Below are 21,977 nucleotides of genomic sequence, written 5' to 3' on the forward strand. Positions count from 1 at the left end.
CCGGCCGCCCGCGCCTGGGCCCTGCCCCAGGGCCTCAGCCGCGGGCGTGCCCTACCTCGACGTTCTCCAGGACACCGATCGCGTCCGGCACCAGCACCGCCGCCGAGTAGTAGGTGCTGACCAGGTAGGAGGCGATCGCCTTCTCGTCGATGCCCATGAAGCGGACGTTCAGGCCCGGCTCGACCTCGTCCGGGATGTTGACCTGGGTCAGGCCGACCACGCCCTGGTTGTCCTCGCCGACGCGCATCGCGATGAACGAGGTGGTCTGGTCGGCCGCCACCGGGATCTTGCCGCAGGTGAAGATCGGCACCCCGCGCCAGACCGGCCGCTGCTTGCCGAGGACGTCGACCGTGCCCGGGTAGATGCCGCGCTTGTTGCACTCCCGCTCGAAGGCGGCGATGGCCCGCGGGTGGGCGAACAGGTAGTCGGTGTCACGGCGCATGGCGAGCAGCTCGTCCAGGTCGTCCGGGGTGGGCGCGCCGGAGTGGGTCTGGATCCGCTGGTCGAAGTCGGCGTTGGCGAGCAGGCCGAACTCCGGGTTGTTGATGAGCTCGTGCTCCTGCCGCTCGCGCAGCGCCTCGATGGTCAGCCGCAGCTGCTCCTCGGTCTGGTTCATCGGCTTGTTGTAGAGGTCGGCGACCCGGGTGTGGACCCTGAGGACGGTCTGGGCGACGCTCAACTCGTACTCGCGCGGCTCCAGTTCGTAGTCCACGAAGGCGCCGGGCAGCTCGAACTCGCCCTCGTGGCCGGCCGAGAGGTCGATCTCCGCCTCGCCGTGGGCGTTCTGTGCCTGGGCCGCGTCGGTGGCGAAGCCCAGCAGCTGCTCGCGCAGCGTCGCGGAGCGGTCGATCAGGTCCTGCAGCCGCGAGGCGTTCAGCGTCATCGCGACGCCGGCGGTGGCGGCCTTCACGGTGTACGACCAGGTGCCGCCGGGCTCGGTGATCACCTCGTCGCCGACGTGGTCGCCGTCCGCGAGGGTGCCGAGCACCGTCTGCTCGCCGTACTTGCCGGTGCCGATCCGGTCGACCTTGCCGTGCGCGACCAGGAACACCTCCTCGATCGGCGCCCCCTCCTGCACCAGGACCTCGCCCGCGGCGAAGTCCCGCTGCACGAACCGGCCGGCCAGTTCGGCGAGCACCTCCTGGTCCTGGTAACCGCGCAGCGCCGGCACCTCCGCCAGCGAGGGGGCGATCACCGTCACGGTGGACCCGGTCTTCACGAAGCCCACCCGGCCGCGCCCGGCCGCGTAGCTCAACCGCCGGTTGACCCGGTACGTCCCGGCGCTGACCTGCACCCACGGCAGCATCTTGAGCAGCCAGCGGGAGGTGATCTCCTGCATCTGCGGCTTCGACTTGGTCGTCGTCGCCAGATTGCGCGCGGCGGTGGTGCTGAGGCTGAGCTGGGCCCGCACCTGCACTCTCGCGGCACGGGGGCCGGGGCCGGGGGTGGGGTCGGTGTCGACCGTCATGTCCGCACTCCTGTCACTCGCATCTCCATGAAGATCCGTCAGGAGATGTAATCGGCCGTTCGGCAGGCGCTCGCAAGAGGCGCGCGGCGCACTCCTTCCTGCACGAACGGCTCCGCGCGCCCCCTTCGGATCGGGGCTGCTACTCGCCCGCTCGCCTCCGGGGCGCTCTTGGCCCGGCGCCGACGATCGGCGGCCACTGCGCCACCTCCTTCGTCGGGGGCTTGGCCCTTCTCCCTTTCGGCACCGGCGCGCCCCTTCGGCTCGGGGCGGTGATTCGCCCGCTCGCCTCCCGGGCGCTCGGGGCGGGGCCCGTCCGGGTGGCCGGTTCTCGCCGGGCACCGCCGACAGGGGCGAAAAACCGGATGAGAAGTGACGGTCTCTCTGCCTACTCTCACCGCGATGGCCGAGAACAGACAAGACGCCGACCGCCCGACCGGAAGCCACCGCTCCACGGTCCGCTCACTGCTGCGCCTGTGGCCGTACGCCCGGGCCGTGCGCGGCCGGCTGATCGTCTCGGTGACGGCCGCCTCGCTCGCCATGATGAGCACCCTCGCCGTCCCGGTGGTGCTCGGCCGGATCGTCGACGGCCCGCTCGCCCGGCACGACCTCCACGCGCTCTGGCCGCCGGTCGGCCTGCTGCTGCTCCTCGGTCTGATCGAGGCCGCACTGTTCTACACCCGCCGGGTGGTCCTGTCCCGCCCCCTGGGCCGGCTGGAGGCGGCCATGCGCGCCGACCTCTACGCCAAGCTCCAGCGGCTGCCGGTCTCCTTCCACGACCGCTGGGGCTCCGGCCAGATGCTCTCCCGGGCCACCACCGACATGAACGCCATGCGGCTCTTCCTGGCCTTCCCGCTGGTGTTCCTGGTCGTCAACTCGGTGACGTTCCTGGCCGGCACCGTGCTGATGTTCGCCCAGGACTGGCGGCTCGCCCTGATCGTGCTGCTGCCGGCCGCGCCGCTGCTGGTGCTCACCCGGCGCTTCGAGTCCGACTACTCGGTCACCGCCCGGCTCGCCCAGGACCAGAACGGCGACCTCGCCACCGTGGTCGAGGAGTCCGTCCTCGGCATCCGCATCCTCAAGGCCTTCGGCCGGCACCGCTCGATGGCCGAGCACTTCCGCGAACAGTCCCACCGGCTGCGTCGCACCGAACTGCGCAAGGCCCACCAGCTCGCCAACCTGTGGGCGGTCATCGTCGGCCTGCCGGAGATCGCCCTCGGCTGCGCGCTGGCCGTCGGCGCCTACCTGGTCGCCCACGACGAGCTGAGCGCCGGCACCCTGGTCGCCTTCCTGTCCACCGCGCTCGCCCTGCGCTGGCCGGTCGAGTCGCTCGGCTGGCTGCTGGCCTACGCCAACGAGGCCGCCACCGCCACCGACCGGTTCTTCGAGGTCATCGACGAACCCGAGCCCGAGGACGCGCCCGCCGCGCCCACGGCGCCCCCCACAGGCACCACGGACGCCCCCGGCACCGCGCCGGACGGCATCCGCTTCACCGGCGTCCGGTTCCGCTACCCCGACGCCCCCGACGGCACCCCCGACCTGCTGGCCGGCATCGACCTGCACATCCGCAGCGGCGAGACGATGGCCCTGGTCGGCGCCACCGGCAGCGGCAAGACCACGCTCACCGCGCTGCTCCCCCGGCTGTACGAGGCCACCGGCGGCCGGATCACCCTGGACGGCCGGGACATCGCCGGACTGCCCCGGGACGAGCTGCGCCGGCTGGTCTCGGTCGCCTTCGAGGAGCCCACCCTGTTCTCCGCCACCGTCCGGGAGAACGTCCTGATGGGCGCCCCCGGCGCGGACGACCGGCAGCTGACCTCCGCCCTCGCGACCGCCCAGGCCGACTTCGTCGAGCGGCTCCCGGCCGGGGTGGGGACCGAGGTCGGCGAGCAGGGCCTGAGCCTGTCCGGCGGGCAGCGCCAGCGCCTCGCCCTGGCCCGCGCGGTGGTCGGCGACCCGCCCTTCCTGGTGCTGGACGACCCGCTGTCCGCCCTGGACGTGCACACCGAGGCGCTGGTCGAGCGGGCACTGCGCGAGGTGCTGGGCACCACCACCGCGCTGGTGGTCGCCCACCGCCCCAGCACCGTGCTGCTCGCCGACCGGGTCGCGGTGCTCGCGGACGGCCGGATCGAGGCCGTCGGCACCCACCAGGAACTGCTGCGGGACTGCCCGCACTACCGCGAACTGATGTCGGGCGAGGCCGCCCTCGTACCCGAGGGCCCCTTCGTCGCCGAGAAGGAGCCCACCCGATGACCACCACCGTCGAGTCCGCCGAAGCGGAGTCGCTCGGGGCGGAGCCCGCCGGGGCGGCGTCCGCCGAGGAGGAGCTGCCCCCGCCCCCGGCCGACGAGGAGGACATCCCCGTCCCGCCCGGCGCGCCCCGGGCGCTGCTGCGCTCGCTGCTCGGCGCGCACCGGGCCCGGATCACCGTCGCGATCGTGGTGATCCTGGTCCAGCAGGCCGCCCTGCAGTCCGGCCCGCTGCTGGTCGCGGTGGCGATGGACCGCGGCATCCCGGCGCTGCGCGCGCACGACTCCGGTCCGCTGGTCGCGGTGGTGGCCGGCTACCTGTTCTGCGCGCTGCTCAGCCCGGTGCTGCAGTGGGTGTTCATCAAGATCAGCGCCCGGGTGAACCAGGACGTCCTGCTGGACCTGCGCGGCCGGATCTTCCGGCACGCCCAGCGGCTCAGCCTGGACTTCCACGAGCGCTACACCTCGGGCCGGATCATCTCCCGGGCCACCAGTGACATCGACGCGCTGCGCGAGCTGCTCTCCGAGGGCCTCCAGGAGCTGCTGACCGTCTTCCTGTCGGTCTGCTACATCTCGGTGCTGCTGGTGGTGCTGGACTGGCGGCTCGGCCTGGCCTCGCTGGTGTCCTTCCTGCCGCTGGCCCTGATCGCCCACTCGTTCCGCACCCGCTCCCGCCGGGTCTACCGCCGCTCGCGGACGGCCGCCGCCTCGATGATCGTGCGCTTCACCGAGACCATGAACGGCATCCGCCCGGTGCAGGCCTTCCGCCGCGAGCAGGCCAACGACGCCGCCTTCGGGGTGGTCAACCGGCAGTCCTCCACCGCCAACGCGGAGGGCTTCCTGGAACTCGCCCGGTACGTCGGGCTGTCCCGGGCCACCGCCAACGTCTGGTTCACCGGCATCGTGCTGCTGGGCGCCTGGCTGGTCGCCGACGACGCGCTGGAACTGGGCGTGCTGACCGCCTTCGTGCTCTACCTGCGCCGCCTGTTCGACCCGCTCGACCAGCTGGCGATGTTCCTGAACAGCTACCAGGCCGCCGCTGCGGCCCTGGAGAAGATCGCCGGCCTGCTCGCCCATGAGCCGACCGTCGCCGAGCCGGCCGAGCCGAAACGGCTCCCGGCGAGTGAGCGAGTAACAGCCCGCGCGGTCTCCTTCGAAGGGACGCGCTTCGCGTACCGGACCGGCAAGGAGGTGCTGCCGCCCTTCGACCTGCTGATCCCGGCCGGGCAGACGGTCGCGGTGGTCGGTGCGACCGGCGCCGGCAAGTCGACGGTCGCCAAGCTGCTGGCCCGCTTCTACGACCCGACCGAGGGCCGGATCCGGCTGGACGGCGTGGACCTGCGCGACCTCGCCACCCCGGAGCTGCGGCGCGGGGTGGTGATGGTGACCCAGGAGTCCTTCCTGTTCTCCGGCACCGTCGCCGAGAACATCGCGATCGGCCGCCCGGGCGCCACCCGCGCCGAGGTCGAGCAGGCCGCCCGGGACATCGGCGCGTACGAGTTCATCGCCGCGCTCCCGGACGGCTTCGACACCGACGTCCGCAAGCGCGGCGGCCGGATCTCGGCCGGTCAGCGCCAGCTGGTCGCCTTCGCCCGCGCCCTGCTGGCCGACCCGGCCGTGCTGATCCTGGACGAGGCGACCAGCTCGCTGGACGTGCCCGGCGAGCAGGCCGTGCAGCGGGCGATGCGCACGGTGCTGGCCGGCCGTACCGCGGTGATCATCGCCCACCGGCTCTCCACCGTGGAGGTCGCCGACCGGGTGCTGGTGATGGACCAGGGCCGGATCGTCGAGGACGGCTCCCCGCAGCAGCTGATCGACGGCGCGGGGCGTTTCGCGACCCTGCATCGTGCCTGGCGGGACAGCCTGGTGTAGAACTCCCCCAGTGGTGCCCGTCCAGGAAGCCCCACAGTTGTGCCCGTCCGGGTGCGCCGTCACGCACCCGGGCGGGCATCCCCCTTTCCGCGGACGGGTCAGTCCACGGTCACCACGTAGTCGGTGTGCCAGTCGGGCGACGGGCAGTCCTCCTGCGCGGCCACCACGTCCAGCGTCCCGCCCGGCAGCACCTGCCCGGCGACGACCGAGGAGTCGATCACCACGGCCGGGTCGATGAAGACCGCGTTCTCGAACCGCGGCCCGACCCCGTAGTGACAGGCCAGCGTGCGCGGCCCGGTGGCGGTGCAGTTGTACGGCGGCGTGCCGGTGAGGGTGGTGTGCTCGGGCACGGTGATCGCCACGTCGATCGGGTGGGTCGAGTACGAGGGGCCCGCGTTGTACACCCACAGCGGCAGGTTGACGGTCGCCCCGGGCTTGCCGGTGAGGTCGCCCGGCTGCGGGACCGGGTGCCCGGCCTGCCAGGCCGAGGAGGCCCCGACCATGAAGTGGGCCCTGGTGTCGGCGGTGGTGAAGCTGTACGGGGTGGTGTGGCCGGACTGGTCCGGGTCACCGGGGTAGAAGACCTGGACGTCGCCGCTGATGGTGGTGAACGGCGAGGTGATCGGCGCGACGTGCAGCGCCAGCCGCTCGACCGAGGCCGCCCCCGGCGCCAGCCCGGCCGGGACGGTGTACGAGCTGCCGGTGCCGAAGTACGTCAGGGTGACGGCCGGGTCGGCCGACTGCACCACGCCCGGCGACGGGAGGTGCACCACCACCAGGGTGTCGTCGGTGGTGGTGGCCGGCCCCAGGTTGGTGACCCTGACCTCCAGGGTGCCGTTCTCGCCCGGGACGACCGGGTCCTGCGGCGGGCAGATCTCCAGGGACAGCCGCGCGGTCGCCGGTGGCGCCGCGAGGGGGGCGGTGGCGGCCTGGGCCGGCCACGCCAGGAGGAGCACGGAGAGCGCGGCCAGGGCGGCCGAGCGCATGGTTCGCATCATGACCATCACGCTCCCCCCGGCCGACACGCGGGGCAACCGGATGACTGCCGTCCGTAGCACGCCCGGACGGCAGTCGTCCCGTTCGGGGGCTCAGCGCAGCAGCCCGGCGTCCATCCCGTTGGACTCGGCCGGGAGGGCGACCAGCCCGAGTTCGGCCGGCGAGGCCAGCCGGGGGTGCGCCGGCAGCACCCGCACGGTGTAGCCGAACGGGCCGGTGCGGCAGAGCTCCAGCGAGCCCTCGTAGCGGGTGCGGCCGTCCAGGTCCGGGCCGCCGACCGGCTTGAGGGCGAGCACCGCGGCGTCCGAGATGCCGTCCGTCTCGTCCACCCGGCCGGAGACCACCTGCACCTCGACGTCGCCCGGCTCCAGCGGGCCGAGCGCGACCTGCACCCGCAGCGCCAGCGAGCTGCCCAGCTCCTGGGCCTCGGCCGGGCAGTCGGCCTCGACGTGCTCGACCCGCACGGCCGGCCAGCCCTCCCGGACCTTGGCCTTCCACAGCGCCAGCTCCCGGGCGCCAGTTACTCGCCCGCTCGCCTCCGGGCGCTCGAACCCGGCGCCGACGCTCCTCGCTCCGGCGCTCCCTCCTTCGTCGGTCGCTGGTCGCTCGTCACTTTCGGCACCGGCGCGCCCTTCGGCTCGGGCCGGGACCGCGACCGCCAGCTCGCGCTGGGCGAGCGCCGCCGGGGCGTACAGCCGTTCGACGTACTCGCGGACCATCCGCCCGGCCAGCACCTTGGGCCCCAGGGTGACCAGGGTGTGCCGGACCATGGCGATCCAGCGGTGCGGCAGCCCGTCGTCGCCCCGGTCGTAGAACCGGCCGGCCACCTGCTCCTCGATCAGGTCGTACAGCGCGGCGGCCTCGATGTCGTCGCGCCGCTCGGCCTCGCTGCTCTCCGGGTCGAGCACACCGGCGCCCTCGTCGGCGGTGGGGATCGCCCAGCCGTTCTGGCCGTCGTACCACTCGTCCCACCAGCCGTCCAGGACGGACAGGTTGAGGCAGCCGTTGAGCGCGGCCTTCATCCCGGAGGTGCCGCAGGCCTCCAGCGGGCGCAGCGGGTTGTTCAGCCAGACGTCGCAGCCCGGGTAGAGGTGCCGGGCCATCGCCATGTCGTAGTCCGGCAGGAAGACGATCCGGTGGCGCACCGTCGGGTCGTCGGCGAAGGCGACCATCTGCTGGATCAGCCGCTTGCCGCCGTCGTCGGCCGGGTGGGCCTTGCCAGCGACCACGATCTGCACCGGTCGGGTGGGGTGCAGCAGCAGGGCGCGCAGCCGGGCCGGGTCGCGCAGCATCAGGGTGAGCCGCTTGTACGAGGGCACCCGGCGGGCGAAGCCGATGGTGAGCACGTCGGGGTCGAGCACCGAGGAGACCCAGCCGAGCTCGGCCTCGCCGGCCCCGCGCTGGCGCCAGGAGGCGCGCAGCCGGCGGCGGGCCTCGTCCACCAGCTGGGCGCGCAGGCTGCGGCGCAGGTCCCAGATCTCGGTGTTGCCGATCCGCTCCAGGCCGGTCCAGCGCTGGGTCTCGCCGGTGGTCATCGCCTCCTCGGCGCGTTCGACGCCGATCTCGGCGGCGCCCAGGCGCACCACGGCCGGGTCGATCCAGGTGGCGGCGTGCACCCCGTTGGTGACCGAGGTGATCGGCACCTCGGCGGGGTCGAAGCCGGGCCACAGGCCGTTGAACATCGAGCGGCTGACCTCGCCGTGCAGGGTGGAGACCCCGTTGGCGCGCTGGGCGAGCCGCAGGCCCATGGCGGCCATGTTGAAGAGCTTCGGGTCCCCGCCGCGCCAGGTCTCGGCGCCGAGCGCGAGCACCGGCTCGACCGGGACGCCGGGCAGCGCGGCGTCGCCGCCGAAGTGCCGGGCGACCAGCTCGCGGTCGAAGCGGTCGATGCCGGCCGGGACGGGCGTGTGGGTGGTGAACACGGTGCCGGCCCGGACGGACTCCAGGGCGGCGGCGAAGTCGGTTCCTTCGGTGTCACGGTCGGCCGCCCGGTCGGCGACGAGTTCGCGGATCCGCTCGACGCCGAGGAAGCCGGCGTGGCCCTCGTTGGTGTGGAAGACCTCCGGGGCGGGGTGCCCGGTGAGCCGGCAGTAGGCGCGCACGGCCCGGACGCCGCCGATGCCCAGCAGCATCTCCTGGAGCAGCCGGTGCTCGCTGCCGCCGCCGTAGAGCCGGTCGGTGACGTCGCGCTCGGCGGGCGAGTTGGCCTCGATGTCGGAGTCGAGCAGCAGCAGCGGGACCCGCCCGACCTGGGCCTTCCAGATGTGCGCGGCCAGGGTGCGGCCGCCGGGCAGCGCGAGGTCGACCCGGCTGGGGGTGCCGTCGGCCTCCCGGAGCAGGCTGACGGCCAGTTCGTCCGGGTCCAGCAGGGGGTAGCGCTCCTGCTGCCAGCCGTCCCGGTCCAGGGACTGCCGGAAGTAGCCGTGCCGGTAGAAGAGTCCGACGCCGATGACCGGCACGCCGAGGTCGCTGGCGGCCTTGAGGTGGTCGCCCGCCAGGATGCCGAGGCCGCCGGAGTACTGGGGCAGCGCGGCGGCGATGCCGTACTCGGGCGAGAAGTAGGCGATGGCGGCGGGCGGCGGGGCGGCTCCGGCGCCGTCCTGCTGGGCCTGGTACCAGCGCGGGCCGGTGAGGTATTCGCGCAGGTCGTCGGCGAGGTCGCCGAGTCTGCGCAGGAACCGCCGGTCGGTGGCGAGGGCGGCGAGCCGGGCGGCCGGGACCTCCCCGAGCAGCCGCACCGGGTCCTCCCCGGTCGCGGCCCAGACCTCCGGGTCCACGGACCGGAAGAGGTCCCTGGTCTCGGGGTGCCAGGACCAGCGCAGGTTGAGGGCCAGCTCGTGCAGCGGCTGGAGTTGTTCGGGCAGGACGGTGCGGACGGTGAATCTGCGGATTGCCTTCACAGCGGTGAAGCGTAGCCTCGCCGATCCTCCTGACTACGGGTCAAGCGGACTATTGGGCATCCGTTCGGCCTATTGATGAGATCGCATTCGGCGCATTGGTCTGCACGGGGGGCGCGCGAGGCGCACATTCCGGGGCGCCGCGCTACCAATGCGTGAACTCCGCGGAACAGATCGATTTCCGGCGGCTCGTCCCCTCCGACAAAACCCGAAACTACTGTCGTACCGCTGCGAAAACCTTGTCCCCGGTGCGAGGATGACCGAAGGTCGTTGATGCCGCGGGGACCACGACGGCGGGTGGCGTCCCCCCGTGGAGCAGCACGTCCGGATCCTTTTCGCGTTGGTCCTTCCCCTTCTCCTTAGCCCGTTCGGCGCTCACCGCGCACCGACGCGTGTCCTCGCGCCCGGTCGGCTCGTTCACGGGTCGACCGGGCCGCCCAGGGGCGTGCCCCTGGAGGCGTGCGCCGGGACGCGCACGGGTTCCGGGGCGCCCCGCCACCGGTTCGGCGGGCGCCGGGCAGGTTGCCGGGGACAGCGACGCGGGCAGGCTCCGGTCGCACGTCCACCCCACCCAGCAGTCCTCCCGGTACTCCCCCGGCCCGACCCCCCTCCGGCCCGTGCGGAGCTGCCGCTGATCTCGGGCAGGAGTTTGGCATGCACGGCGACACGCGGGACCAGTCCACACCGGTGGCCGACACCGTCGACGCAGCGGTCGCGGAATCCGCCGGACGGATGGATTCTGACACTCGGACAGACCCGGCGATGCCGTCGCCCCGGGTGTCCGGGGCGGTCCGTACCGAATCCTCCGAACCCCAGGCCTCCACCACACAGGCCGCCGCCCCCGCGCAGGTCGCCGCCGAACCGCCCGCCACCGCGGCCCGGAAACCCGGGGCCGAGGAGGGCCCGGCGGCACCGCGCCGGCGCACCACCACCACGCGCCGCAGCACCGCGAAGGCCACCGCCGAGACCGCCCCCGCGGACACCGCCGCGAAGCCCGCCCGCCGGGCCCCCGCGCGCACGACCGCCGCCAAGACCACTGCCAAGACCGCCTCCAAGACCACCGCCAAGACCGCCGCCCGCAAGACGACAGAGAGCGACACCGTGATCGGCCGCATCCCCGTCCTGGACGTCAGCCCCCAGATCGACGCCGGCCGCCGCCCGGCCAAGGCCGTCGTCGGCGAGACCTTCCTGGTCACCGCGACGGTCTTCCGCGAGGGCCACGACGCCGTCAACGCCAACGTGGTGCTGCGCGACCCGCGCGGCCGCAGCGGCCCCTGGACGCCGATGCGCGAGCTGGCCGAGGGCACCGACCGCTGGGGGGCGCGCATCACCCCGACCGCGCCCGGCCGCTGGTCGTACCTGGTGGAGGCGTGGAGCGATCCGATCGCCACCTGGCGGAAGACCGCCGCGGTGAAGCTGCCGGCCGGGATCGACACCGCGCTGGTGCTGGAGGAGGGCGCCCGGCTGCTGGAGCAGGCCGCCGCCGGGGTGCCGAAGAAGGACGGCCGGGCGCACGTGCTGGCCGCCGCCGACGCGCTGCGCGACCCGGGGCTGCCGCCGCTGTCCCGGCTGGCCGCCGCGCTCGCCCCCGAGGTGCTGGAGCTGCTGGCCCGCCACCCGCTGCGCGAGCTGCTCAGCGCCTCCCGCCCGCTGCCGCTGCAGGTGGACCGCGAGCGCGCGCTGTTCGGCTCCTGGTACGAGTTCTTCCCCCGTTCGGAGGGGGCGGTGCTGGACCCGAACGGGGTCGAGCCGCCGCGTTCGGGCACCCTGCGCACCGCCGCCGAGCGGCTGCCGGCGATCGCCGCGATGGACTTCGACGTGGTCTACCTGCCGCCGGTGCACCCGATCGGCCGAGCCTTCCGCAAGGGCCCGGACAACACCCTGACGGCCGGTCCGCACGACGTCGGCTCGCCCTGGGCGATCGGCTCGCCCGAGGGCGGCCACGACGCCGTCCACCCGGACCTCGGCACCATCGAGGACTTCGACCACTTCGTCGCCGAGGCCAAGGCGCTGCACCTGGAGGTGGCGCTGGACTTCGCCCTCCAGTGCTCCCCCGACCACCCGTGGGTGAACAAGCACCCGGAATGGTTCAGCCACCGTGCCGACGGCACCATCGCGTACGCCGAGAACCCGCCGAAGAAGTACCAGGACATCTATCCGGTCAACTTCGATCAGGACATGGACGGAATCGTCAAGGAAACCGTCCGGATCCTCCGGTTCTGGATGTCGCACGGCGTGCGGATCTTCCGGGTCGACAACCCCCACACCAAACCGGTGGTGTTCTGGGACAAGGTGCTCGGCGACATCGCCCGCACCGACCCCGACGTGGTGTTCCTGGCGGAGGCATTCACCCGCCCGGCGATGATGCACACCCTGGCGAAGATCGGTTTCCACCAGTCGTACACGTACTTCACCTGGCGCAACACCAAGAACGAACTCACCGAGTACCTCACCGAACTCACCGGCGACGCGGCCGCCTACATGCGCCCCAACTTCTTCGCCAACACCCCGGATATCCTGCACGCCTTCCTCCAGAACGGCGGCCGCGCCGCCTTCGCGATCCGCGCCGTGCTCGCCGCCACCCTCTCCCCCAGCTACGGCGTCTACGCCGGCTACGAGCTGGCCGAGAACGAGCCGGCCCACCCGGGCTCCGAGGAGTACCTCCACTCCGAGAAGTACGAGCTGCGCCCCCGCGACTGGAACCGCACCGACACCCTCGCCCCGCTGCTCACCGTGCTGAACCGGCTGCGCCGGCGCCACCCCGCCCTGCAGCAGCTGCGCGACCTGCGCTTCCACCCCACCGACAACGAGCAGGTGCTCGCCTACTCCAAGACCGCGACCACCCCAGAGGGCCTGACCGACCGTGTGATCACGGTGGTCAACCTCGACCCGCACCACGTCCAGGAGGCCACCGTCACGCTCGACGACGACGGGCCCCACGCGGTGCACGACGAGCTCACCGGCGCCGTCTACACCTGGGGCCGGCACAACTACGTCCGGCTCGATCCCTCAGCCGAGCCGGCTCACCTCCTCACGGTTCGGAGGAACCCCACGTGACAGTGAACGAGCCCGTCCCCGACACCTTCCCGGAGACCTCGAAGAAGAACCTGGACCCGGAGTGGTTCAAACGTGCGGTCTTCTACGAGGTGCTGGTGCGGTCCTTCCAGGACAGCAACGGCGACGGGATCGGGGACCTCAAGGGGCTCACGGCCAAGCTCGACTACCTGCAGTGGCTCGGCGTCGACTGCCTCTGGCTCCCGCCCTTCTTCGCCTCGCCGCTGCGCGACGGCGGCTACGACGTCGCCGACTACAAGTCGGTGCTGCCGGAGTTCGGCGACATCGCCGACTTCATGGAGTTCACCGACGCCGCCCACGCCCGCGGCATGCGCGTGATCATCGACTTCGTCATGAACCACACCAGCGACCAGCACCCGTGGTTCCAGGCGTCCCGGGCCGACCCGGACGGGCCGTACGGCGACTTCTACATGTGGGCCGACGACGACAAGCAGTATCCGGACGCCCGGATCATCTTCGTCGACACCGAGACCTCCAACTGGACCTACGACCCGGTCCGCAAGCAGTACTACTGGCACCGGTTCTTCTCCCACCAGCCGGACCTCAACTACGACAACCCCCGCGTCCAGGACGAGATGATCGCCGGGCTGCGGTTCTGGCTCGACCTCGGCATCGACGGCTTCCGGCTGGACGCGGTGCCGTACCTGTTCGCCCGCGAGGGCACCAACTGCGAGAACCTCCCGGAGACCCACGAGTTCCTCAAGCGGCTCCGCAAGGAGATCGACGCCGACTACCCGGACACCGTCCTGCTCGCCGAGGCCAACCAGTGGCCGGAGGACGTGGTCGACTACTTCGGCGACTTCACCGCGGGCGGCGACGAGTGCCACATGGCGTTCCACTTCCCGGTGATGCCGCGGATCTTCATGGCCGTGCGCCGGGAGTCCCGGTACCCGGTGTCGGAGATCCTCGCCAAGACCCCGCGGATCCCCGGCGGCTGCCAGTGGGGCATCTTCCTGCGCAACCACGACGAGCTGACCCTGGAGATGGTCACCGACGAGGAGCGCGACTACATGTACGCGGAGTACGCCAAGGACCCCCGGATGCGCGCCAACGTGGGCATCCGCCGCCGGCTCGCCCCGCTGCTGGAGAACGACCGCAACCAGATCGAGCTGTTCACCGCCCTGCTGCTCTCCCTGCCCGGCTCGCCGGTGCTCTACTACGGGGACGAGATCGGCATGGGCGACAACATCTGGCTGGGCGACCGGGACGGCGTGCGCACGCCGATGCAGTGGACCCCGGACCGCAACGCGGGTTTCTCCTCCGCCGACCCGGGCAGGCTCAGTCTGCCGCCCATCATGGACCCGGTGTACGGCTACCAGGTGACCAACGTCGAAGCGCAGCAGAGCAGTTCGAGTTCACTGCTGCACTGGACGCGTCGCATGATCGAGATCCGCAAGCTCAACCCGGCGTTCGGCCTGGGCACCTACACCGAACTGCCGTCCAGCAACCCCGCCGTGCTGGCCTTCGTGCGCGAGTACGAGGGGGACCTGGTCATGTGCGTGAACAACTTCTCGCGGTTCGCGCAGCCGACCGAGCTGGACCTGCGGCAGTACGGCGGACGGTACCCGGTCGAGCTGATCGGCGGGGTGCGCTTCCCGTCGATCGGCGAGTGGCCCTACCTGCTCACGCTCGCCGGGCACGGCTTCTACTGGTTCCAGCTCCGGCAGCCCCCGCGCCTGAGCGGGACCAGGCGATCGAAGTAACGATCCGCCGCACCCTGCCACCCGCGGCCCGCACAGCACCACCAGACCCTCCGGGGGCGCGAGTTGACCCCCGCGCCCCCGGAGTTCTCTGCACCACCGCGTACGGAGAACAGCCCAACGGCTACCCACACGAAGGCGTGACACCCGAGCCGTGCTCGCGTGCCGCGACCGCCGCGCCGCCGAAATCCGGAAGACTGACGGACCCCGGCCACGACCCGTCGGGCCGTCCGTGTGCTTCCGGGGAAAGGGAGTCATGTCCGAAACCTCCCGTTCTCAAGCCCATGTGCAGCACGACGCCCCGGCCGGCTCAGCCGCGCACCCGGGCGCGCGGGGCACCGGGGCCCGGAGAACCGCCCTGGGGGTCAGCGAACTCGTCCAGGCGGCCCTGCCGCTGATCGCCGAGTGGCTCCCCACCCAGCGCTGGTACGCCGGGAAGGGGCGCCCCATCACCGGACTCGTCCCGGCGGTCGGCACCCCGCTGCAGGTCGGCGACCCGGCCCTGCTGCACCTGCTGCTGCGGGTCGAGCACGCCACCACGGCCGGCCTCCCGCACGGCGACACCTACCAACTCCTGCTCGGCATCCGCTCCCAGGGCCCCGCGGACATCGAACCCGGCGCCGTCCTCGGCCGGCTCAACCAGGGCCCGTACGACGGCGCCACCCTCTACGACGCGGTGCACGACCCCGAACTCACCGGGCGACTGCTGGAACACCTGGCCACCGGCGACCGGTTCGGCTCGCTGTCCTTCCGCCGCACCCCCGGCTCCGGACTGCCCGCCAACCTCCCCGGCCGCGCCTCCACCGCCGAGCAGTCCAACAGCTCCGTCATCTACGGCACCTCGTACATCCTCAAGCTGTTCCGGCGCGTCCACCCCGGCACCAACCCCGACCTGGAACTCTCGCTCGCCCTCTCCCGGGCCGGCTCCACCCGCATCCCCCGGGTCGCCGCCTGGTTCGAGAGCCGGATGGAACGCGCCGAACCCGCCACCCTCGGACTGCTCCAGCGCTACCTGCCGGACGCCGAGGACGGCTGGGAACTCGCCCTCGACCAGGTCGGCCGGCTCAAGGGCGACCGCTCCCCCGGCAACTTCGCCATCGAGGCCCACCGGCTCGGCCGGGCCACCGCCGAAGTCCACCGGGTACTCGCCCGCTCCATGCCCGTCGCCCGGCTCGACCGCACCCAGACCGGCCGGCTCGCCACCGCCATGGCCGACCGGCTGGACAGCGCCGTCGCCGCCGTCCCCGGACTGCTGCGCTACCGGGCCGCCCTGCGCACCGCGTTCCAGCAGCTGGCCGACGCCCACCCGGACGGCCTGCCCGTCCAGCGCATCCACGGCGACCTCCACCTCGGCCAGGCCATGCGCACCCCGCACGGCTGGGTGCTGCTCGACTTCGAGGGCGAACCCGCCAAGTCCGTCAACGAACGGCGCGAACCCCAGCCCGCCCTGCGCGACGTCGCCGCCATGCTGCGCTCCTTCGACTACGCGGCCGCCCACCTGCTGGCCGGCGGCCCGGTCGACCCGGAACTCGCCCACCTCGCCGCCGCCTGGGCCCAGCGCAACCGCACCGCCTTCTGCGCCGGCTACACCGCCGGGGGCGGCGCCGATCCGGCGGCCTCACCCGAGCTGATGCGGGCGTTGGAGATCGACAAGGCGGTGTACGAGGTGGTCTACGAGGCCCGGCACCGGCCCAGCTGGCTGCCGATCCCGCTGGCCGCGATCAACCGGCTCGCCCTGTCCGTCTGACCACCCCACCGAACCCCGCCCGCCCGCCACGAGTTCGCCCACCCCGCCGCTGGAGGACCACGCCGTGACGCCGCCCGACCCGACCGGCCGCCCCACCCGCCCCGTTCCGGCCACCTTCCTGGCCGGGACCCCCGAACGGGGCGAGCCCCGGAAGGCCGCCGAGCCCGCTCCGCCGGGCGGCGTCCCGGCGGACACCCCCGTCGGGGCCCTGCGCCTCCCCGAGGCGCCGCTGCCCCCGGCCGAGGTGGACCGGCTGGTGAACGGCCAGCACCACGACCCGCACGCCCTGCTCGGCGCCCACCCGGTGCACGGCGGCACGGCGATCCGGGTGCTGCGCCCGTTCGCCGAGCGGGTGGTGGTCGAGACCGCCCACGGGCCCGCCGAACTCACCCACCAGCAGGGCGGGTTGTTCACCGGCCTGCTGGCGGGCGGCGAACTCCCCGACTACACCCTGCTGGTGGCCTACCCCGACGGCGAGCCCCTGCGCCAGCACGACGGCTACCGCGCCCGGCCCACCCTCGGCGAACTCGACCTCCACCTGATCTCCGAAGGCCGGCACGAGCAGCTGTGGCAGGCACTCGGCTCCCATCTGCGCACCGTCGACGGCGTCGACGGCACCGCCTTCGCGGTCTGGGCGCCGAACGCCGTCGGGGTCCGGCTCATCGGCGACTTCAACCACTGGAACGGCACCGGGCACCCGATGCGCTCGCTCGGCTCCTCCGGCATCTGGGAGCTGTTCGTCCCCGGCCTCGCCGAGGGCGCCACCTACAAGTACGAGATCCACACCCGGCAGGGCTGGGTGCTCGACAAGGCCGACCCGCTGGCCCGGGCCGCCCAGTGCCCGCCCGGCACCGCCTCCGTCGTCACCTCCTCCACCCACCGCTGGCAGGACGACGAGTGGATGGCCCGCCGGGCCCGCACCGCGCACCACCGCGCACCGATGTCGGTGTACGAGCTGCACCTGGCCTCCTGGCGGCCCGACCTCACCGACTACCGCGCCATCGCCGAGGAACTCCCGCGCTACCTCAAGGAGTTGAACTTCACCCATGTGGAGTTCATGCCGGTGATGGAACACCCCTTCGGCGGCTCCTGGGGCTACCAGGTCTCCGGCTACTACGCCCCCACCGCCCGGCTCGGCAGCCCCGACGACTTCCGCCACCTGGTCGACACCCTGCACCAGCACGGCATCGGCGTGATCGTCGACTGGGTGCCCGCGCACTTCCCCAAGGACGACTTCGCCCTCGCCCGCTTCGACGGCGAACCGCTGTACGAGCCCGCCGACCCGCTGCGCGCCGAACACCCCGACTGGGGGACGCTGGAGTTCGACTACGGCCGCACCGAAGTCCGCAACTTCCTCGTCGCCAACGCCGTCTACTGGTGCGAGGAGTTCCACATCGACGGCCTGCGGGTCGACGCCGTGGCCTCGATGCTCTACCTCGACTACTCCCGCGAGGGCGGCGCCTGGACCCCCAACCAGCACGGCGGCCGGGAGAACCTGGACGCGGCCGCCTTCCTCCAGGAGATGAACGCCACCGTCTACCGGCGCTGCCCCGGCGTGATCACCATCGCCGAGGAGTCCACCGCCTGGGACGGCGTCACCCGCCCCACCGACGCCGGCGGCCTCGGCTTCGGCCTGAAGTGGAACATGGGCTGGATGCACGACTCGCTGGTCTACATGTCCAAGGAGCCGGTGCACCGCAAGTACCACCACAACGAGATCACCTTCTCGATGGTGTACGCCTACTCCGAGAACTACGTCCTGCCGATCTCCCACGACGAGGTCGTCCACGGCAAGCAGGCCCTGGTCTCCAAGATGCCCGGCGACTGGTGGCAGCAGCGCGCCAACCACCGCGCCTACCTGGGCTTCATGTGGTCCCACCCCGGCAAGCAGCTGCTGTTCATGGGGCAGGAGTTCGCCCAGGGCGCCGAATGGGACCACGAGCAGGGCCCGCAGTGGTGGGTGCTCGACGAGCAGTGGCCCGCCCACCGGGACCACCTCGGCGTGCGCCGCCTGGTCCGCGACCTCAACCGGATCTACCGGGACACCCCCGCCCTCTGGGAGCTCGACACCACCCCCGACGGCTTCCGCTGGCTCGACGGCGGCGCCGCCGAGGACAACCTGCTCTCCTTCGTCCGGTACGCCGCCGACGGCACCCCGCTGGTCGCCGTCTGCAACTTCTCCCCCGTCGTCCGCCACGGCCACCGGGTCGGCCTGCCCGCCCTGGACGGCCGCGAACAGCTCTGGGAGGAACTGCTGAACACCGACGCCGAGACCTACGGCGGCAGCGGCACCGGCAACTCCCACCCGGTCAAGGCCGAAGCCGTCGAGTGGAACGGCCAGCCCCGCTCCGCCGAACTCGTCCTCCCCCCGCTCGCCACCCTCTGGCTCCGCCCGGCCTGAGCCCGCTCCGCCCGGCCTGAGCCCGCTCCTCCCGGGTGCCCGAACGGGCGCCCGGGAGGACCTTCGTCCCTTGCCTCCCCGGCCGCCCTCTGCTCGCGGACGCCCGTTCGGGGTGCGAAGGTATGGTCGACATGACGACCTTCCGAGACGACGGGACGGAGACACCCACGTGGCGCGCAGCGTGTACGTGACCGGAATCGACCGGGGGGACGGCCGGCAGGCGGTCGAGCTCGGGGTCATGGAACTGCTCACCCGCCAGGTGGACCGGGTCGGGGTGTTCCGTCCGCTGGTGCACGCGGCGGCGCCAGGGGAGCCGGGGTCGGACCACGTGGTGGAGCTGCTGCGCGCGCGGTACCGGATCGAGCTGCCGAGCCAGGAGCTGTACGGGCTCACCTACGAGGAGGCCGCCGCGCTGCAGGCCGCCCAGGGGCAGGACGAACTGGTCTCCGCGCTGGTGGACCGGTTCCGCGCGCTGGAGCGGCGCTGCCAGGCGGTGCTGGTGCTCGGCACCGACTTCGCGGACACCAACATCCCGGACGAGCTGGCCTTCAACGCCCGGCTCGCCAACGAGTTCGGCGCCGCGGTGCTGCCGGTGGTCGGCGGGCAGGGCAAGGAGGCGGAGGCGGTGATCGCCGAGGTGCGTAACGCCCACCGGGCGTACACCGACCTCGGCTGCGCGACCCTGGCGATGATCGCCAACCGGACCGCCCCGGCCGCCAAGCAGCGGATCCAGCGCACGCTCACCGAGAAGCTGCCGATCCCCGCCTACGTCATCCCGGAGGAGCCGGCGCTGGCCGCCCCGACCGTCGCCCAACTCGTCGAGTCGACCGGCGCCGAGGTGCTGCTCGGCGACGCGGCCGGCCTGGCCCGGGACGTCCGGCGCTTCGTCTTCGGCGGCGCCATGCTGCCCACCTTCCTGGACGCGCTGACCGAGGGCGCCCTGGTCGTCACCCCCGGGGACCGCGCCGACCTGGTGATCGGCTCGCTGGCCGCGCACGCGGCCGGTGCCCCGCCGATCGCCGGCGTGCTGCTGACCCTCGGCCAGCACCCCGGCCCCAACGTGATGGCGCTGGCCGCCCGGCTCGCCCCCGGCACCCCGGTCGCGGTCGTCCCCGAGGGCAGCTGGCCCACCGCCGCCACCCTGACCCACCTGGAGGGCAAGCTCACCGCGGCCAGCCCCCGGAAGGCCGAGATCGCCCTCGGCCTGTTCGAACTGCACGTGGACACCGTCGAGTTGACCAACCGGATCGAGGTCGGCCGGTCGGAGCGGGTCACCCCGATGATGTTCGAGCACGAGCTGCTGGAGCGGGCCCGGGCGGGCCGCCGGCACGTGGTACTGCCGGAGGGCGCCGAGGAGCGGGTGCTGCGCGCGGCCGAGATCCTGCTGCGCCGCAACATCTGCGACCTCACCCTGCTCGGCGAGGTCGACGCGGTGCGCCGCAAGGCCGCCGCCCTGGGCATCGTCCTCCCGCAGGACGAGCCGGGCGCCGACCGGGCCCAGGTGCGGATCGTCGACCCGGCCACCAGCCCGCTGCGGCGCCAGTTCGCCGAGCTGTACGCCCGGCTGCGGGCCCACAAGGGGATGACCGTCGAACTGGCCCTGGACGTGGTCACCGACGTCTCCTACTTCGGCACCCTGATGGTCCAGGAGGGCATCGCCGACGGCATGGTCTCCGGCGCGGTGCACTCCACCGCGGCGACCATCCGGCCCGCCTTCGAGGTGATCAAGACCTCGCCGGGCGCCTCGATCGTCTCCTCGGTCTTCTTCATGTGCCTGGCCGACAAGGTGCTGGTGTACGGCGACTGCGCGGTCAACCCCGACCCGGACGCCCAGCAGCTGGCCGACATCGCGATCCAGTCCGCCGCCACCGCCGCCCAGTTCGGGGTGGAGCCGCGGGTCGCGATGCTCTCGTACTCGACCGGCACCTCCGGCTCGGGCGCGGACGTCGACAAGGTCCGCAAGGCCACCGAGCTGGTCCGCGCGCTGCGACCGGACATCCTGGTCGAGGGCCCGATCCAGTACGACGCGGCGGTGGACGCCCACGTCGCGGCGACCAAGCTGCCGGGCTCGCCGGTGGCCGGGCGGGCGACCGTGCTGATCTTCCCGGACCTCAACACCGGCAACAACACCTACAAGGCCGTCCAGCGCTCGGCCGGCGCGGTCGCCGTCGGCCCGGTGCTGCAGGGGCTGCGCAAGCCCGTCAACGACCTCTCGCGCGGGGCGCTGGTGGAGGACATCGTCAACACCGTGGCGATCACCGCCATCCAGGCCCAGGACGACAAGAACGACACGAACGACAACGACAAGGAGCCGCAGGCATGACCGCAGGGACCCGCGTCCTCGTTCTGAACGCCGGCTCCTCGTCGGTGAAGTACCAGCTGATCGACATGCTGGACGGCGCCCGGCTGGCCTCCGGCCTGGTCGAGCGGATCGGCGAGGCCGGCGGCCGGCTGGTGCACACCCCGCGCGCCGGTGAGCGGCGCGAGCTGGTGCAGGCCTTCCCGGACCACTCGGCCGCGCTGAAGGCCGTCGCCGAGGAACTGTCCGCGGACGGCCTCGGACTGGACTCCCCCGAGCTGGCCGCGATCGGCCACCGGGTGGTGCACGGCGGCAAGCGGTTCACCGAGCCGACCGTGATCACCGACGAGGTGCTGAAGGAGATCCGCCGGCTGATCCCGGTCGCGCCGCTGCACAACCCGGCCAACATCACCGGCATCGAGGTGGCCCGCGCGCTGCGGCCGGACCTGCCGCAGGTGGCCGTGTTCGACACCGCCTTCCACGCCTCGATGCCCGAGTACTCGGCCCGCTACGCGATCGACAAGGCCGTCGCGGACGAGCACCGGGTGCGCCGCTACGGCTTCCACGGCACCTCGCACCAGTACGTCTCGCGGGCCACCGCCCGGCTGCTCGGCAAGGACCCGGCCGAGGTCAACGTGATCGTGCTGCACCTGGGCAACGGCGCCTCCGCCTCGGCGGTCAGCGGCGGCCGCTGCGTGGACACCTCGATGGGCCTGACCCCGCTGGAGGGCCTGGTCATGGGCACCCGTTCGGGCGACATCGACGCCGGCGTGGTGTTCCACCTGCACCGGGTCGGCGGCCTGTCCGTGGACGAGATCGACGACCTGCTCAACCGCCGCAGCGGCCTGCGCGGCCTGTGCGGCGAGAACGACATGCGTGAGATCATGCGCCGCGCCGACGAGGGGGACGCGGACGCGAAGCTCGCCTTCGACGCGTACGTCCACCGGCTGCGCAAGTACATCGGTGGCTACTACGCGGTGCTCGGCCGGGTGGACGCGATCGCGTTCACCGCGGGCGTCGGCGAGAACGCCGCGCCGGTGCGCGCGGCGGCCACCGCGGGACTGGAGGAGCTGGGCATCGCCGTGGACCCGGAGCTGAACTCGGTGCGCTCGGGCGGGGCCAGGATCATCTCGCCCGCGTTCTCCCGGGTGGCGGTCGCGGTGGTGCCCACCGACGAGGAGCTGGAGATCGCCCGGCAGGCCTTCGCCCTGGTGCACCGGGAGGGCGAGCTGTCCGAGGACTGACACGGAAATGTCTCGCTCCTCGGGATCCTTCG

11 protein-coding genes are annotated in these 21,977 nt (G+C 72.7%); 8 read left to right on the forward strand and 3 right to left on the reverse strand.

Annotated features, from left to right (window positions below):
- Positions 1–34 precede the first annotated feature (34 nt).
- Positions 35–1,468 carry a family 2B encapsulin nanocompartment shell protein gene (locus ACZ47G_RS07975; RefSeq protein ID WP_465740614.1) on the reverse strand — a complete coding sequence of 478 codons (1,434 nt, stop codon included), beginning with the start codon at positions 1,466–1,468 and terminating at the stop codon, positions 35–37.
- Between the two features lie 399 nt (positions 1,469–1,867).
- Between ACZ47G_RS07975 and ACZ47G_RS07980 the strand changes: the two genes are divergently transcribed.
- Positions 1,868–3,718, forward strand: a complete 1,851-nt coding sequence (locus tag ACZ47G_RS07980) for an ABC transporter ATP-binding protein (protein ID WP_465740615.1) — start codon at positions 1,868–1,870, stop codon at positions 3,716–3,718.
- Positions 3,715–5,586: an ABC transporter ATP-binding protein gene (locus ACZ47G_RS07985; protein ID WP_465740616.1), complete on the forward strand. Its 1,872-nt coding sequence runs from the start codon at positions 3,715–3,717 to the stop codon at positions 5,584–5,586. Before ACZ47G_RS07980 ends, ACZ47G_RS07985 begins: the two co-directional genes overlap by 4 nt.
- A 98-nt stretch (positions 5,587–5,684) precedes the next feature.
- On the opposite strand, the gene ACZ47G_RS07990 is transcribed toward ACZ47G_RS07985, so the two are convergent.
- Entirely contained in the window at positions 5,685–6,584 is a 900-nt protein-coding gene (locus ACZ47G_RS07990; RefSeq protein ID WP_465740617.1) for a COG1361 family protein, read from the reverse strand.
- Positions 6,585–6,674: 90 nt separating this feature from the next.
- The gene (gene glgP / locus ACZ47G_RS07995; RefSeq protein WP_465740618.1) at positions 6,675–9,482 is read right to left on the reverse strand and encodes an alpha-glucan family phosphorylase; all 2,808 of its coding nucleotides are present in this window, start codon (positions 9,480–9,482) and stop codon (positions 6,675–6,677) included.
- Between the two features lie 1,098 nt (positions 9,483–10,580).
- Here glgP and ACZ47G_RS08000 point away from each other — a divergent pair.
- The 6 genes from ACZ47G_RS08000 to ACZ47G_RS08025 all read left to right on the forward strand — a co-directional run bounded on the left by ACZ47G_RS08000 (position 10,581) and on the right by ACZ47G_RS08025 (position 21,945).
- The gene (locus ACZ47G_RS08000; protein ID WP_380459248.1) at positions 10,581–12,536 is read left to right on the forward strand and encodes an alpha-1,4-glucan--maltose-1-phosphate maltosyltransferase; all 1,956 of its coding nucleotides are present in this window, start codon (positions 10,581–10,583) and stop codon (positions 12,534–12,536) included.
- Positions 12,533–14,257, forward strand: coding sequence for a maltose alpha-D-glucosyltransferase (treS, locus tag ACZ47G_RS08005; RefSeq protein ID WP_465740619.1), 1,725 nt, complete (start codon positions 12,533–12,535; stop codon positions 14,255–14,257). Before ACZ47G_RS08000 ends, treS begins: the two co-directional genes overlap by 4 nt.
- A gap of 253 nt (positions 14,258–14,510) precedes the next feature.
- Positions 14,511–16,001: a maltokinase N-terminal cap-like domain-containing protein gene (locus ACZ47G_RS08010; protein WP_465740620.1), complete on the forward strand. Its 1,491-nt coding sequence runs from the start codon at positions 14,511–14,513 to the stop codon at positions 15,999–16,001.
- Positions 16,002–16,065: 64 nt separating this feature from the next.
- Positions 16,066–18,402 (forward strand): 1,4-alpha-glucan branching protein GlgB, encoded by a 2,337-nt coding sequence (glgB, locus tag ACZ47G_RS08015; protein WP_465740621.1) that lies wholly within the window; start codon positions 16,066–16,068, stop codon positions 18,400–18,402.
- A gap of 169 nt (positions 18,403–18,571) precedes the next feature.
- The gene (gene pta / locus ACZ47G_RS08020) at positions 18,572–20,725 is read left to right on the forward strand and encodes a phosphate acetyltransferase (RefSeq protein WP_465740622.1); all 2,154 of its coding nucleotides are present in this window, start codon (positions 18,572–18,574) and stop codon (positions 20,723–20,725) included.
- Positions 20,722–21,945 (forward strand): acetate kinase, encoded by a 1,224-nt coding sequence (locus tag ACZ47G_RS08025; RefSeq protein ID WP_465740623.1) that lies wholly within the window; start codon positions 20,722–20,724, stop codon positions 21,943–21,945. The genes pta and ACZ47G_RS08025 overlap by 4 nt, the downstream gene beginning before the upstream one ends.
- Positions 21,946–21,977: the final 32 nt, after the last annotated feature.

It is taken from the genome of Kitasatospora sp. NPDC030952 (assembly GCF_055571335.1).